The sequence below is a fragment of the Novacetimonas sp. GS1 genome, assembly GCF_036686925.1.
GTDB lineage: Bacteria > Pseudomonadota > Alphaproteobacteria > Acetobacterales > Acetobacteraceae > Novacetimonas > Novacetimonas hansenii.
The window spans coordinates 332,013-348,240 of sequence record NZ_VSZP01000001.1; the positions used below are offsets into that span (position 1 = coordinate 332,013).

Consider the following 16,228-nt stretch of genomic DNA (forward strand, 5'->3'; position numbering starts at 1 on the left):
CCCTGTGAAAACCTGTTTTGTACCAATGGAGATAGGGAAATTCCCGCATGAATCATGATTGTATGAAATGCGCTGGATTCAACAAGATGTTGGCCAACGACGCGACAGGCAGATGAAGCGGGATAACAAGCCCCCCGCCTGCCATCCTGATACGTTCGGCCGGGGCCCCGATATCGAATGTCACCACGGGGAATTTGTGACGCCAGAACTCCGTCAGTACATAGGACCAGGTTTCAGGCCACACGGCAGGCAGAAAGCCCCAGTCACAATGCTGCATCTGTATCAGTGAGGTCAGTTCGTTTTCGGCATAACGCCCGGTAATATCCACAACCCCGGTTTCCAGCAGCCGTGAATCGTCACATGTAAACCCCACGATTGAAAACCGCAGCGGCAGCCCCGTGGATGCAACATACCGCGCGAGCCTGAGCAGGATATCATATCCTTTTTCAATGCCGATTGCCCCGATCAGCAGAATACGCCTGATATCCGTGGGGTGCCGGGGCCTGAAAATGATATCCTGCGTTGTCACTGGTGCCTCCCACTGTTCCAGGACAATCGCGACATCGATATGCCGGCGATAACGTGTGGCCACATCCTCACATGATGCAATCACTGCCCGTGCCCGCCGAAGGATATCCGTGCTGAGTTCCCGCAATAACGACAATGCCGTATCATCAGACGTCGCCCGGCCACGGTCCATGACGCAGGTCTCGCAAGCGGAAGCCTCGGGCTCACCGCAATAAAGATTGTTGTGCGATACAAGCGTAATCTGTGGGCAAAACCAGGAATAGTCATGAAGATAAACATCATAGGCGAGTCCAAAGAGGGAAACCCAATGAATGTCCTTTATTCCTGCGCCAATATAACTGTGGATTTCCATTTTTTCACAGTTGAGCGACAGCAGAAGTTCACGAAGGTCCGGCCCACGTCGCGATAGAATGATATTGGGATAATCATCGGCGAGATAAGGCACAACCTCCCAGCGGGGATAGCCATCTGGCGCATCGGCCGGGCAGGGGGAGATGATGAGCGGGATGCGCCCATCTTCGACAATGGCCAGCGCGCGTTCCTGTACGAAACGATGCACCCCCCCTTCGCGGTCATGCGTCATCAATGCAACGGTATGACGCCCTGCAACGGCCTGCGACAGGCGGCGGACATCAAGTTCACGCCGGAACCGATGCAGGGGGTCGCGTTTCTGCCATTCATTGACAAGGCGGTCGTAACCGGGATGCAATCCATTGAGCAGCCCGAGGTTACGCCGGATAAGATCGCCCTTGAACGCACTGAAGGACTGTCCTTCGGCATGTCCGACATAAGTGCCCAGACATACCACGTGCCGCCATCCCAGTGACGCAGCACGACGGCTGAAATCATTTTCTTCGCCATAGCCCTGGGCAAAAACGTCCTCGCGCAGGACACCTGTCTGGTGCAGGCATTCCGCGCGGATATACATGCAAAACCCATGACCTGTCGGAACCTCCACAATCTCCGCGTTGCCGATTTCCTCCAGCATGGATGAAAGCTCGACCACCTCGTCATATGACGGGATCGGGTTGTTGCCATCATTGCGTGGATAACTGAAGATGGTCGCGGCATTGGACAGTGGCGTTGCCGTTCCGATGTCCGGCGCGCGATAGATGGCATCACGCAGTTTCCCAATCCAGCCCGGGGGCGGGATGGTATCGCTGTTCAACAGGATCGCATCCTCATCCCCGCCGACTTCGCGCAGACCACGATTGGCGGAATAAGTAAAGCCACGGTTACGCGCATTGCAAAGAACCGTAATACCCTCCTGCCCCGCGACGGTTTCAAGGAAATCGACGATACGGGGGTCGGGTGAGAAATCGTTAATCACGACCAGCCGCTCGTCCGGGCCCCGCCATTGCAGGGCCAGTTCGATACATTCCTTTGTAACTTCATACCCTTTGTAAACCGGGATGATGACGGCAACCCGGTTTCTACGTGCTTCACGGCATGCGGCAGGAAGACCCTGCTGTGCGAATTGCGGCGTATACAGCGCGGGAAAGGGCTGGTTGAATTCAGGTGACGTAACCTTGGAATATGCAGTGGGGAATGTTCGCGCCACCCATTGCGCCTGCGCACGCGCATACCGCGCACCGGCAAGGGGATCGAGCGGACTGCCGTAAAATTCCTGCTGGAAACGATCCATGACCCGGACACATGGTGTTTCCACCCCGGCCAGGTCGCCCCACGGAATCAGGAATGCCGTGCGCTCCTTTTCTGCGACGAGAAAGTCGGTCGCGACATCGCCAAGCACACCGTCAAAGAGCAGGGTATCACCATCAGCAGCCCGGACCCATACATGATCGACCGATGCAAGGTTATTGGGGTGGCGGAACCATCCCGTCAGGCCTTCGGAACTGCCTTCCACAAACCCTTCACATCGCCAGATTGTCCGGGATTCAAGGGCGCTGCCCAACATATCCCGGCCATTATGCAGGACATGGATGGCGGGGAGGTGGGAGGGAAGTTCGAAATTTGTAATCTCATAGACCGAAAATCCGCCAAAGCCCCCAACCAAGCGCAGCTCCGCCTGATATTCGGTATCATCATGGCGCCACCTGATGTCATCATTGTCAGTACCATCCTCCAACCCGACGACAATACGGCCATCGGGTTGCATGGCGCACCACCCGCCACAACGGTGCGCACCCGACAGGATGCTGAAAACCACAAAGGCAACATGTTCATAAACAACGGCCACTTCACGAAGGAATGCGCGCAGTTCACCAAAAGTACGATCATGCGCCCCAAACCGCAGGCGTGTCAGCAACAGGAAAAAACGTGCAATGGGGGAAGTGGCATGCAGGGACAGATATTCAAGTGGTTCCGATGCACGCGGTTCACCAATCGCCAGACGGCACAGGCCAATTCCCAACATGATGTCACGCGCACTGGGATGCGCACGCTGGAGATATTCCAGACGACCAAGCACAAGCGCCAGATCTTGTGACGGTGGCAGAAGTTCATCATACCGCGAAGACAGGGACAGGATATAGCGACGGGCAGACCCTTCTATGAAATCATCCATATCACCATTCATGGTATCGAATCCCCTGCAACAGGCCCGGCAATGAATATCTCCTGCTTTTATTTATACTTGTTGTTCAACAGGAACTGACGCCACGTATCATACAGCGGCACCAGCGCGCGGCTTGGCGCCCGCAATTCAGCGCGACCGACGGCCTGCCAATGTTCCTTGCCTGTTGTCCAGTCGCCACGACGGACAGATGCCACGACATCGGGATTGTTTTTCAGATACCATTTTTCATCAAACTCATTCCCGCCGGTATCACGACCTTCAAAGAAACCGGTATAAAGGAAATGTTCGTGACCACTTTTTATCTCCCCCCGATGAACTGCCGCATCGACATCAGGGTTTGTCTGAAGATAGGCCTGCTCGTCAAAAGGAAGGGATTTCAGATATTCTGAAAGCAGAAAGCGGAATAGTGTCTTGGAGATGATTACATTGGCTCCGCTTTCTTCAGCCAGCGGAGAAAGAACAGAATATGGAATCATGGCGCGATCACCCCTTGCAACAATAATCTTATAAAAATATCATAAAATACATGCAAAATATGGTCAACTATTAACAAGTAATTAACAAATACACTTCATATTAACATATCATTAATATTGTATATATCAATGTTATTTTTATTTTGTTAATTGTTCATTAAAGAGGTCATGCACAACATGGCATCATAAGATCACTAAAAATTTGGTGAATATGTGAATGAAAATCCATATGCAATGAAAATTGCAGCAAAATTTCTCAGAAACTCTCCAATATATTTGATATGCTTTACTTAAAGCATGAAAGCCCGATAGCCATGCCCCTGAAACGCACCGTGGCCGCTTTCCTGTTCCTCAGTATCGGGCACGCCATCGCACAGGAAAGCATCCCCAACCACCTGCGCCATCCAGCAGCCCCATGCACGGATAATACGACCGCCCTTTCGCCGGGTTGCACATCCTCGACCCCGCCGGAAAAACTCGACCTGCGGGATACCGTCACCGGCCTGTCCTGGCCCATGACCCTTGGTGAAATCGCAATATATGCGGATCACGCCGTACAACAGACCGACATAGGATCACCCGGTGGCGTCGCCAGACTGGATACGACCGGTGCCTTTGACGGGGATGCCAGCCCGGCACGGGTACGGACGGCAGGCGGCATGACATCCCGTACCATGGCACGACATTTCAATGATATCCTGTCGCCACTGGATTTTGGGGGCAGGTTCGATGGAGGTGATGAAAGCCTTTCCCTCGACGCCTATCGGGGCAGTTTTACGTCTTCGGCCCTGCTGCGGATACCAAAAGGATCATTTACAGATCACACGCCACCCGTTTCGGGGTATCAGGGCACACAGATCTGGATATCCGATGGCGCAAGCGATGCCGCATCGGGGAACAGTTTTCGCATTTTTCCCGCACCGACCGGTGATACGGTCGTCTCCAACTATGCCGGAACCCTCAACATCGCCAAAAACGGCAATCATGCTGGCGACGGCGCAGTGGTCAGTGTGGATTACACGATCAATACACCTGCCAAAAACTGGAATACCACGAAAAACCCTGTTTACAACGCCCATTTTGGAATTACTGAAAACTGTAATGAAGCCAGCATCGAAAATCGGGGACAGGTCTATTGCCTCAGCAGCCAGTTGACCGCCGCCTCTTATAACGGGGCCATAAAAACAGATGCGAACCTTTTTGCAATCCGTCCCGCCATTACCGACAGCCATGGCCCACGAAGCCAGATTTCAGGCATAAATACAGGCGTGATCGACAAGACGGGATTACCATCATCAAAGGCCGGGGGAATAGAATCCGCTGAAATAGACCTGTATGCCAGCGGTGCGGACGACGGGCATGACAGGGTTGCCCTCCTCGTTGGATCACAACAGCAAAAAGACGACAGCCACAACACTCTTGAGGTAGGAAATGGCATCCTGCTCCGCGCTGGGGCCTATACGTTTTATGACAGTGCGTTCCAGATCATGGGGGCCTATAAAAATGCTGCCATAGACCTGCGTTATGCCAATACCGGATGCCCTGGAAATATCTGTGCGCCCGCACTCTGGCTGGGGGAACTGGGGCCAGTTTCTTTTGGCCGCAGGGATCCGAACAGAATCAAGATGTTTGGTGATTATGATGGAAATATGCATCTGGTGACACATTATGAAGATGCACTTGAACTGACAGGATCGGGGGATACCATTATTTTTGGCAGACTGAACGCAAAACAGGGCGTCATCCTGCCCACTATGACCGAACATCAGATCAGGAACATCCCAACCCCGGTCGAAGGGCAGATCGTAAACGATAAGGACGCCCATAGCCCGGCAATTTTTGAAAACGGTCATTGGTACCATCTTCCCCTTGGGAAGGAGATTTAAAAAACCGTTTGAAAACAAATTCTTGATAAACAATAGGGAAATATTTTTATGTTGCCTCCTGATCGGAAAAGGCAACGTCTTTCGAAGCTTTTTGAAAAAAGCTTCACCAAAAACTTTTACTATTTTCAATATTTTATCGGAATTATCTTTTCAAACAGGTTCTTAATGGAAATTTTAGGACTGTATTTTTTGTAATAAATTCTGCAAAAATTATTCAAATACTCTTAAAAACCAGATTTTATCATAGATTAATGTTTATATATTACTTTAAAAGTTCATAAAAATATTGAAATTCATATATTATTAAAATATTGACGAATAATTTACAATATTTTGTCTCCAATACGCCAAAGCGTCATCCGCCTGATGGAGAAATTTTATGTCTGAAGAAATTCGTCTTGTTATATGGGATCTTGATGAAACATTTTGGCATGGCACCCTGACCGAAGGGGGTATTTCCTATTCGGATGAACATCATAATATCGTCGTGGAACTTGCCAAGAGAGGCATCATGAGTTCCATTTGTTCAAAAAATGACCCAGATTCCGTTCAACGCATCCTGCAGGAAAAAGGGATCTGGGATTATTTCGTATTCCCCAGCATCGACTGGTCCCCAAAAGGGGGGAGGGTTTCTGAAATCATCAGGCGTATACAGCTTCGTCCTGAAACAGTCCTGTTCATTGATGACAATCCCCATAACCTTCAGGAAGTGCTGTCGGTCAACCCGGCAATCCAGGTTGCAGATGAACATGTCATTCCCCACCTTCTGGTCGATGCACGTATGATGGGCAAGGATGATACGGTCCTGTCACGACTGAAACATTACAAAATTCTTGAAAGCCGGGATGAAGAGAAAGAAACCTTCTCCACCATCGAAGGCTTCCTGAAAGAAAGTAACATCAAGGTGGAAATCATCTATGATGTCGAAAACCACCTTGATCGTGCCATTGAACTGATCAACCGTACAAACCAACTGAACTTTACAAAGCAGCGCCTGCCCGAAAACCAGCAGGAATCCAGGGATATCCTGCTGTCACAGATCAAGCAGGCATTCAGATATTCGGGGCTCGTCCGCGTAAGCGATAAATTTGGTGATTACGGTATCGTGGGGTTCTATTCCCTCGTCTCCGTCAACAGGATCAGCTATTTTGAGCATTTCTGTTTTTCATGCCGCATCCTGGGGATGGGGATTGAACAATGGGTTTACCAGTCGCTGGACAGGCCCGACCTGCATGTACAGGGTAAGGTCATATCGGATGTGAATTCCCCGGCCCACATTGACTGGATCAATCAGGAAGGACGTGACGCCGCCACCGAAACCACAACACATAAAAAGAGCATATATATTCGCGGGGGCTGCCACGCTGCCGGACTGGCCCATTACCTGAAACAGGGCCGGAACCATGTGGTTGAAGAACAGAATTTCTGTCGCGATGGTGTCGGTATCCGCATTGACCATTCACAACTTTTCCGTGACGCGATCTATGGACTGACGGATGAGCGGCTGGAATGGATATCGCAGCTTGGTTATCGGCGTGAAGATTTTAAAACGCAGTTCAATGATATGACCTTTGATGTGTACGTGCTGAATTTTTCCGTTGATGCATTGTACGCAACATATTCATACCAGGATAATGTCATCAGGTATCCATTCCCTGAATGCCGTTCCATCATGACGGAGAATTTTTCACGCGAAGAATACCATGACCAGAATAAATTCCTTGATGATATTTTCCGCAATGCCGCATCAGGAGATTTTCATTATCACAGCCCGGACCCATCATATTTCGAAAACTGCCTGAGGGATATCCTATCCCGCATTCCCGAAGGGGCTTTCTTATTTATCCTGCTGGGTGGGGAAAAATTCCTCAATCGGGAGAATGAACTTGAAACCGTCCTGACCCATATCCCGTTCAACCAGAAAATCATTGAACTGATAACGCAAAGAAAAAATTCTTTCCCCCTGCAACTTGATGATTATGTCAGGGACAAAAGTGACCAGACCGACCGGGAGCACTTCGGACGCATGGTGTATTACAGGATTTACAAAGCCATTACCGACATCGTGTCATCAGGCACCACACCCACACCCACACCCACACCCACACCCACACCCACACCAAAATCCACACACGATGCACAGCCCGCAACCGCCATGTTACACGAGGCATAATGCCATTCGTGATCCTATGGTGAAAAACATTCCCGGACGCCATATTTTTTAAATATGGCGTCTCTTCTTGAACCCAAAGCACGAGGTTCGTGACAATTCCCGGAAAAAGGAAACATCCCGAATTACAAGGTCCATATCATTAAATATACCATTTTATAATCAATGGGTTTTGCGAAACCATGCCTTGGACTGCACATTCATATCGCATCTAACCTACTCTTGGCAGGCAGATGACAAATCTTGCGCCGGTAACTTTCCCATCGGCATCAATCCTGTTTTCCGCGCTGATTGTCCCGCGCAGGGCCTCGACGATCTGGCGGCTGATGGACAGGCCCAATCCCGAATGCTGTCCGAAATTCTCGCTTGTCGGGCGCTCGGAATAGAAACGGTCAAAAATATTATCCAGCTTCGCCTGCGGAATGCCTGGCCCTTCATCGGCAACGGCTATTTCCACCATATTGCCCGCCGGAACCGCGCTCAGCAGGATCTGCCCGTCGGGGGGCGAAAACGAAATCGCGTTGCCGATCAGGTTACGCAACACCTGCACCAACCTGTCCTCCACCGCCATGACGGTCAACGGACGCTCGGCACTGTTGCCGCTGCTTGCGACACCCATGACCGGCTGTCCGGGCTGGCGCGTGGTCTGGTGGATTTCCGCCAGAACCGACAACAGCGGCACCACCGCCAGTGGTTCGGCGCGCGCACGCGACAGTTCGGCATCAACGCGGCTGGCATCGGAAATATCGGTAATCAGCCGGTCCAGCCTGCGCACATCGTCATGGATGATCATCATCAGCCGCCGCTGGCGTTCGGGGTCCTCGATACGCAGCAACGTTTCAATGGCGGACCGGATGGATGACAGAGGGTTCTTGATTTCATGGCTGACATCGGCAGCAAAGCGTTCAATGGCGTCCATGCGCGCCCACAGCGCGCTTGCGCTGTCCTGAAGCGCACGCGCCACCTCCCCGATCTCGTCACGGCGCAACAGCAGGCGTTCGGGCACGGTATCGGTCCGGCCGGAAGATTCACGCATCACATGCGCCGATGCCGCCAAGCGCAGCAATGGCCGCGCGATTGTCAGCGACAGATACCATGACAGCAGGATCGTCAGCGCCAGCGCCATCAGGAACAGCGACAGGATGGACGACCGCACGGCGAACAGGGACCGGTCCACGTCGCGCGCCTCACGCGTCAACTGGATGATCCCCACCGTGGTCTGCCCCTCATGCATCACGGGTTCAGCCACCGTCACCATCAGGCGCTGGTGCGCGGTGCGGCGGATATAGGGGGGCATTTCCATGATGCGCATGCCGTTCGGCCCGGCCACCGGCTGCACCGATGGGTCGGTGTCGGGGGTATCAAGCGTCATGATCCGCTCCCCCGACAGGGTCGGCAGTTGCGACAGCAGCCAGTTATACAGCCGTTCGCCAATATTCCGGGACTCGGGATACAGGGGGGAATGGTCGTCTTCCTCCCCCATCCCGTCATGCGCCGTACCACCGGGCGGTGTGGGGGCGCGCCCAACCCGTTCGACACGACTGTCGGCAACCGGCTGGCCATCAGGGGCGAACAGGCGGGCACGCGCGCTTGGGCTTGGCTCCGTCAGGCGCAGCAGCAAAGGACGCGCCAGCGCAGGGTCCAGCAGGACCCCATGGCGCGTGGATGTCACCGCACTCTGCCCCAGCGCACCGGCATAGATGCGCGCCTGTTCTCGCAGGGCCGACACCTCGGCCTCCAGCAGGCTGTTCTGGAACTGTGTCAGATACAGCAATGTCAGCGCCAGCAGCCCCAGCGGCAACATATTGACCAGCAAGATGCGCCGCATGAGCGGAGAGACCAGCCGCGTGCGGTACTCCATATACGCCACGGCGGCGGCCGTGTTCCCCGACAGGCGGCCGCCCGTGCCCCTGGGGCGCAGGCGCGCGCGCAACGCGGACAGGCGCACGGCGATATCAGGCATGGTGATCGGGCGCTTCAGGGGAAAATCCTACTCTTCCTTATAGCGATAGCCTATGCCGTACAGCGTCTCGATCTGGTTGAAATCCTCATCCACCTGCCGGAACTTCTTGCGCACACGCTTGATATGGCTGTCGATGGTCCGGTCATCGACATAGATGTTCTCGCCATACGCGGCATCAATCAACTGATCGCGCGACTTTACCAGGCCAGGACGTGTGGCCAGCGCCTTGACCAGCAGGAATTCCGTTACCGTCAACTGGATATCACGCCCATGCCACAGGCACTGGTGGCGCGTCTCGTCAAGCGAGAGGTTGCCGCGCACCATATTGCCCGCCGGGTTCGCGCCCACGGCCTCGTTACGGGTCAGCTCGTTACGGCGCAGCAGCGCACGGATACGCTCCAGCAGGAGGCGTTGCGAAAAGGGCTTGGTGATATAGTCGTCCGCCCCCAGCCGCAGGCCCATCAACTGGTCCACCTCCTCATCCTTGGACGACAGGAAGATAACCGGAAGCTGCGACCGCGCACGCAGCCGCTGCAACAGCTCCATCCCGTCCATGCGCGGCATCTTGATATCGAGCACCGCCAGATCGGCCGCACGGCTCATCAGGCCATGCAGGGCGCTTTCACCATCGGTATAGGTATGGACGGTGAACCCTTCCGCTTCCAGCGTCATCTGCACGGACGTCAGGATGTTGCGATCGTCATCAACCAGCACGATCGTCTGTTTCGTCGGCTCCATCAGGATCTCTTCTGCTTCATCTGCGGATTGCGGCCACCGGGCGCGCGCGTCGGGGACTTGCCTTGTGGGGCGGTTGAAGCATAGCGTCATATCGACCCGCATGTCATGAGGGCATGCGCCATATTGATGAACATGAGGAAGGGACGGGACGGCCGCCCGGCACCTGACGGGGCAGAAAGCGAAGACGGCACGGCACGCAAATTCGGCATGCCTGTGCAGAGCGTCATGCCTTGTCCATCTGGCGACCGTTACCTACTTGATAGGTCATGACCCACGATACAGACCCCACCCCCAACGCTGACGCCCCATACGGCGCCAGCGCACACCAGCCCCACACAGAGGGCACGCAGTCACCACACGACGCCGCGGCAACCGAGGCCGAAGCCACGGCGCAAGGCGCGACGGAAACCGGTGCCGAAACCCCGGACCGCATTGCGGAGCTGGAGGCCGAAGTCGCTGCCATGCGTGAAAAATGGGTACGCGCAGAGGCGGAAATGCAGAACCTGCGCACCCGCACCAAGCGCGAAATCGAGGATGCGCGGCAGTACGCCACGCAGAAATTCGCCCGCGACGTGGTGGAAGCCGCAGAAAACCTCAAGCGCGCGCTTGCAAGCCTGCCCGCCCCCACAGAGGACGAAGACGGCATCATCAAAAGCATGCGCGAGGGAATCGAAAGCACCGAACGCTCGTTCATCGGCATCCTTGAACGCAACGGCATCGTCGCCGTGGATGCACAGGGCAAGCCGTTCGACGCCAACCAGCACCAGGCGATGGCCGAACAGCACAGCGACGAACACCCCGCCGGCACCGTCATGCAGGCATGGACGCCCGCATGGACACTGCATGGTCGCCTGCTGAAGCCTGCAATGGTCGTCGTGTCCAAGGGACAGGCCTGATATCACGGGCTGAAAATGCCGATTGATCGGCGCCCACCCCCTTGAAAGGGCGCAGGGGGCTGCTTAAATCGGAAAGTAACGCTGACGGGTGGATGTGAAGATGACAGTCCCCTGTCCCCGTTGGCAAATGAATGAACGATCAAAGGGTTTGCGCGGATGCTTCGGGTCCACGCAGGCCGCTATCAAGGAGAGTATTCATGGGTAAGGTTATCGGTATCGACCTTGGCACGACCAATTCGTGCGTTGCGGTTCGCGAAGGCGACGAAACCCGCGTTATTGAAAACAGCGAAGGCGCACGCACCACCCCGTCCATGGTGGCGTTCACCGACAATGGTGAAATGCTGGTGGGTCAGGCGGCAAAGCGTCAGGCCGTCACAAACCCGTCCAACACGCTGTATGCGGTCAAGCGTCTGATCGGCCGTCGCTTTGACGACCCGACCGTCGCAAAGGACAAGGACCTTGTCCCCTATGCCATCGTCAAGGGCGACAATGGCGATGCGTGGGTCGAGGCACAGGGCAAGAAATATGCCCCGGCACAGATTTCCGCCTTCATCCTGGGCAAGATGAAGGAAACGGCTGAATCCTATCTCGGCGAAACTGTGACGCAGGCCGTTATCACGGTCCCGGCCTACTTCAACGACGCGCAGCGTCAGGCGACAAAGGACGCGGGCCGTATCGCGGGTCTCGAAGTCCTGCGCATCATCAACGAGCCGACGGCAGCAGCCCTTGCCTATGGCCTGCAGAAGAAGAACGGCGGCACGATCGCGGTCTATGACCTTGGTGGTGGCACGTTCGACGTCTCGATCCTCGAAATCTCCGATGGCGTGATCGAGGTGAAGTCCACCAATGGCGACACGTTCCTCGGCGGTGAAGACTTTGACGCGCGGATCATTTCCTACCTCGCGGATGAGTTCAAGCGCGAGCAGGGCATCGACCTGCGTCAGGACAAGCTGGCCCTGCAGCGCCTGAAGGAAGCCGCGGAAAAGGCGAAGATCGAGCTGTCCTCCGCCAAGGAAACGGAAATCAACCTGCCGTTCATCACGGCCGATGCGTCCGGGCCGAAGCACCTTGTGCTGAAGCTGACCCGCGCGAAGCTGGAAAGCCTGGTTGACGACCTGATCCAGCGCACGCTGGAACCCTGCCGTGCCGCGCTGAAGGATGCGTCGGTCAACGCTGGTGAAATCGACGAAGTGATCCTGGTCGGCGGCATGACCCGCATGCCCAAGGTCATCGAGGCGGTGAAGCAGTTCTTCGGCAAGGAACCCGCCCGCAACGTGAACCCTGACGAAGTCGTGGCCATCGGCGCCGCGGTACAGGGCGCCGTGCTGCAGGGTGACGTGAAGGACGTCCTGCTCCTCGACGTGACGCCGCTGTCACTGGGGATCGAGACGCTTGGCGGTGTGTTCACCCGCCTGATCGACCGCAACACGACGATCCCGACGAAGAAGAGCCAGACCTTCTCCACGGCCGAAGACAACCAGAACGCCGTGACCATCAAGGTCTATCAGGGCGAACGTGAAATGGCTGCCGACAACAAGATGCTCGGCACGTTCGACCTGACCGGGATCGCGCCCGCCCCGCGTGGCGTGCCGCAGATCGAGGTGACGTTCGACATCGACGCCAACGGCATCGTGTCCGTGTCCGCCAAGGACAAGGCGACCGGCAAAGAACAGCAGATCAAGATCCAGGCGTCCGGCGGGCTGTCTGAATCCGACATCGAAAACATGGTCAAGGACGCGGAAGCGAATGCCGCCGCCGACAAGATCAAGAAGGAACAGGTCGAGGCCCGCAACCAGGCCGAAGGTCTGACCCATCAGGTCGAAAAGTCCCTGTCCGAAGCTGGCGACAAGGTTCCGGCAGCCGACAAGGCCGAAGCTGAAACCGCGATTGCCGAGGTCCGCAAGGCCCTTGAAGGCAGCGATGCCGAAGCTCTGAAGACGGCGACCGATCGCCTGACACAGGCTGCGATGAAGGTGGGTGAAGCCGTCTATAAGGCCGGTCAGGCAGAAGGCGCGCCGGGTGCCGCAGGTGCCGCGCCGGGTGCGGGTGCCGCCCCGAACGGCGAAAAGGTCATGGATGCCGACTTCGAGGATGTGGACGACAGCAAGAAATCGTCCTGATCGTCGCAAGGCGTCATACATGCTCCGGTAACGGGGGCGCGGAAGCCATGTGCATTCCGCCCCTGGTCCCAGGTGGCGCCCGTGCTTCGTGGAAGACGGGCGCCTTTCCTGTTTTTAAAGCCCCGACAGGAATCCGATGCGGATTCCCCACCCCAATCGACAACGGTTCCGCCGTGCCCATAACAGGGACACCCATCCCCCGTCCCGGGGCGGCCCCGTTTCCACCGAGGACCCATTATGGCCACCAATCTTGATTACTACGCGGTTCTGGAAGTTGCCCGTGATGCCGATGGCACCGAAATCAAGAGGGCGTATCGCCGGCTGGCCATGAAATACCACCCGGACCGTAATCCCGGCGATACCGAGTCCGAAAACCGGTTCAAGGAAATCAACGAAGCCTATGACGTCCTGAAGGACGATCAGAAACGCGCGGCCTACGACCGCTTTGGCCATGCGGCGTTCGAGGGTGGCGGCCCTGGTGCCGGTGGCTTTGATTTCGGCGGTGGCGGGCTTGGCGATATCTTTGAACAGATGTTCGGCGACATGATGGGGGGACGTCGCGGCGGCCGTCGCGCGGGGGCTGACCTGCAGGTGCAGGTCAGCATCACGTTCGCAGAGGCATTCTCCGGCGTTAAAAAACAGATCAGCGTCCCCACGCGCGTGACCTGCGAAAGCTGTGACGGCACCGGGTCCGCAGACAAGGACCAGCCGGCAGAAACCTGCCCCTCCTGCCATGGTGCGGGCAAGGTCCGCGCACAACAGGGCTTCTTCTTTGTGGAACGTCCCTGCCCGACCTGTCATGGCAGCGGTCGCCTGATCCGCAATCCCTGCAAGGCATGTCATGGCACCGGCACGGTGGAAAAGAACCGCACGCTGGAGGTCGCGATTCCGGCAGGGGTCGAGGATGGCACGCGCATCCGCCTGTCGGGCGAGGGCGAGGCCGGTGGCGCAGGCGTCACGCCGGGCGACCTGTATGTCCATATCAGCGTGGAGGCCCATCCCCTGTTCCAGCGCGACGGGGCCAACATTTACTGCCGTGTGCCGGTGCGCATGGCGCAGGCGGCGCTGGGTACGGAAATCGAGGTACCGGTCGTTGATGGGTCACGTACCAAGGTAAAGATCCCGGCAGGCACCCAGACGGGCGAGAATTTCCGCCTGCGTGGCAAGGGGTTCTCCGTCCTGCGGTCTTCGGCACGGGGCGACATGTATATTCAGGTCGTCGTGGAAACCCCGCGCCACCTGACGCGCCGTCAGCGTGAACTGCTTGAGGAGTTCGAGGCCGATGGTGGGGGACATGACAAGGGCAGCCCGGAGAGCACCGGCTTCTTCAGCAAGGTGAAGGACTTCCTCGAAGGCAAGCTCTGACCATCATCGCCCCGGCCCGGTGCGCCATGGTTGAAATGGCCGCCGGATCGGGTATAGGCTCCTTTTTCATATGCATGGTGTCCCCCCAACTTGCACCATGGATATGTTACAGGCGGCGCGATCCCCCGGTCGCGCCGCCATCTGTTTAGAGACTGTTTGAAAAGTCAGGCGCGATAACATACTGAAATTATAAAGGTTTTTTGGTGAAGCTTTTTCCAAAAAGCTTCGAAAGACGCCGCCTTTTTCGATCGAAAGGCGGCACCCAAAAACTTTTCCTGTTTTTTATCAATGACTTGTTTTCAAACACTCTCTTATGAAGGTTGTCTGCACAGACAATCCAGCGAAAATCCTGAAAATACAAAAGGCCGTTTGAAATTTTTGTCCAGCAACCCACTGGAATGGCAAATATTTTTGGAACATTCTTTACAGGACAGCATATTTTCAAAAGACCCGGAAAACGCCCGAATTTTCCCATTCCTTATCAATGGGGTATTTTCAAACACTTTCGAAAAAAGTTTTTGATGAAGATTTCCCCAGAAAGCTTCAAGGAAAGCCGCCTTTGTGAAAAAATCCGGCCCCCAGGAACTTTTGTTAGTTTTATCAGGATCACAGCGGGGCGGAGAGTTTCATGGACACGAAAACGGTGCGTATCGGCATTGCCGGGATCAATGGTCGGGTGGGCCGCCTGCTGCGTGAGGAAGTCGCGGCGGCTGGCGCCATTCTGGCGGGGGGGTCAACACGCAACGGCGTCATGGACCCTGCTGGCGGCGACACCATCGCCCCGCCCTGTCCTGTCTTTACCTCCATGGCGGACCTTGCACAGGTCTGCGATGTGGTAATCGACTTCACCAATGTCGCAACCGTGCGCGCACATGCCCAGGCCCTGACACAGGCCGGAACGGCATGGGTACTAGGCACGACCGGCCTGGGCGATGAAGATCAGGCGGCGGTCGAGCAGGCGGCCCGGCGCATTGCTGTGGTGCAGGCAGCGAACTTTTCCCCCGGGGTGACGTTGATGACCCGCCTGGCGCGCCAGATGGCCGCGGCCCTGCCGGGAGGCGAATATGATGCCGAAATACTGGAAATGCATCACAGGCAGAAAGTCGATGCCCCCTCAGGCACGGCGCTGGCGATTGGCAACGCCGTGGCGGACGGGCGCGGCATCGTGCTGAAGGACCATATCGAAACCGCCCGTGACGGACATACCGGCCCGCGTGCCGATGATGCCATCGGCTTCGCCGTCCTGCGCGGGGGACAGGTGGTGGGCGAACACAGCCTCATCTTTACGTCCGCCAATGAACAGCTTTCTCTGACCCACCGGTCCTTTAACCGCCGCATTTATGCCACTGGCGCGGTGCGCGCAGCACAGTGGAGCAGAACGCGGGGGGCTGGTCTGTATTCAATGGATAACGTACTGGGTCTGGAGTGAATTTCACGCACGCGATGGGGGTATTCCGCAAAAAAACTTGACGCTAACGGGAACTTCGGCCAAATCCGTGCACTGTTTAACGCCTGTGTTCGAGGCGTCCCATCGTCCTTTTACCAGA

10 protein-coding genes are annotated in these 16,228 nt (G+C 55.9%); 6 read left to right on the forward strand and 4 right to left on the reverse strand.

Annotation, left to right across the window (positions count from 1 at the left end; genetic code table 11):
• Nucleotides 1-52: 52 nt before the first annotated feature.
• Together FYB92_RS01580 and FYB92_RS01585 are read right to left on the reverse strand one after the other, a co-directional pair.
• On the reverse strand, nt 53-3,067 hold the full coding sequence (locus FYB92_RS01580; protein WP_064305459.1) for a glycosyltransferase: 3,015 nt from the start codon (nt 3,065-3,067) through the stop codon (nt 53-55).
• A 47-nt stretch (nt 3,068-3,114) separates the two neighbouring features.
• Nucleotides 3,115-3,543 (reverse strand): hypothetical protein, encoded by a 429-nt coding sequence (locus FYB92_RS01585; protein ID WP_003616865.1) that lies wholly within the window; start codon nt 3,541-3,543, stop codon nt 3,115-3,117.
• Nucleotides 3,544-3,857: 314 nt separating this feature from the next.
• Here FYB92_RS01585 and FYB92_RS01590 point away from each other — a divergent pair, with 314 nt between their 5' ends.
• Nucleotides 3,858-5,429, forward strand: coding sequence for a hypothetical protein (locus FYB92_RS01590; RefSeq protein WP_062808419.1), 1,572 nt, complete (start codon nt 3,858-3,860; stop codon nt 5,427-5,429).
• Between the two features lie 379 nt (nt 5,430-5,808).
• Nucleotides 5,809-7,602, forward strand: a complete 1,794-nt coding sequence (locus FYB92_RS01595) for an HAD-IIIC family phosphatase (RefSeq protein ID WP_332828065.1) — start codon at nt 5,809-5,811, stop codon at nt 7,600-7,602.
• 208 nt (nt 7,603-7,810) lie between these two features.
• Here FYB92_RS01595 and FYB92_RS01600 read toward each other — a convergent pair whose 3' ends face one another.
• Nucleotides 7,811-9,562, reverse strand: a complete 1,752-nt coding sequence (locus tag FYB92_RS01600; RefSeq protein WP_062808417.1) for a stimulus-sensing domain-containing protein — start codon at nt 9,560-9,562, stop codon at nt 7,811-7,813.
• Between the two features lie 27 nt (nt 9,563-9,589).
• Nucleotides 9,590-10,300 carry a response regulator transcription factor gene (locus tag FYB92_RS01605; RefSeq protein ID WP_062809736.1) on the reverse strand — a complete coding sequence of 237 codons (711 nt, stop codon included), beginning with the start codon at nt 10,298-10,300 and terminating at the stop codon, nt 9,590-9,592.
• Between the two features lie 266 nt (nt 10,301-10,566).
• Between FYB92_RS01605 and FYB92_RS01610 the strand changes: the two genes are divergently transcribed.
• The 4 genes from FYB92_RS01610 to dapB all read left to right on the forward strand — a co-directional run bounded on the left by FYB92_RS01610 (nt 10,567) and on the right by dapB (nt 16,110).
• Nucleotides 10,567-11,196 carry a nucleotide exchange factor GrpE gene (locus tag FYB92_RS01610; protein ID WP_003616853.1) on the forward strand — a complete coding sequence of 210 codons (630 nt, stop codon included), beginning with the start codon at nt 10,567-10,569 and terminating at the stop codon, nt 11,194-11,196.
• A gap of 197 nt (nt 11,197-11,393) precedes the next feature.
• Nucleotides 11,394-13,316 carry a molecular chaperone DnaK gene (gene dnaK, locus FYB92_RS01615; RefSeq protein WP_003616850.1) on the forward strand — a complete coding sequence of 641 codons (1,923 nt, stop codon included), beginning with the start codon at nt 11,394-11,396 and terminating at the stop codon, nt 13,314-13,316.
• A 237-nt stretch (nt 13,317-13,553) separates the two neighbouring features.
• A complete protein-coding gene (gene dnaJ / locus FYB92_RS01620; RefSeq protein ID WP_003616848.1) occupies nt 13,554-14,681 on the forward strand; it encodes a molecular chaperone DnaJ in 1,128 nt (375 codons plus the stop codon).
• Nucleotides 14,682-15,309: 628 nt separating this feature from the next.
• Entirely contained in the window at nt 15,310-16,110 is an 801-nt protein-coding gene (gene dapB / locus FYB92_RS01625) for a 4-hydroxy-tetrahydrodipicolinate reductase (protein WP_062808415.1), read from the forward strand.
• The last annotated feature ends 118 nt before the right edge of the window (nt 16,111-16,228 follow it).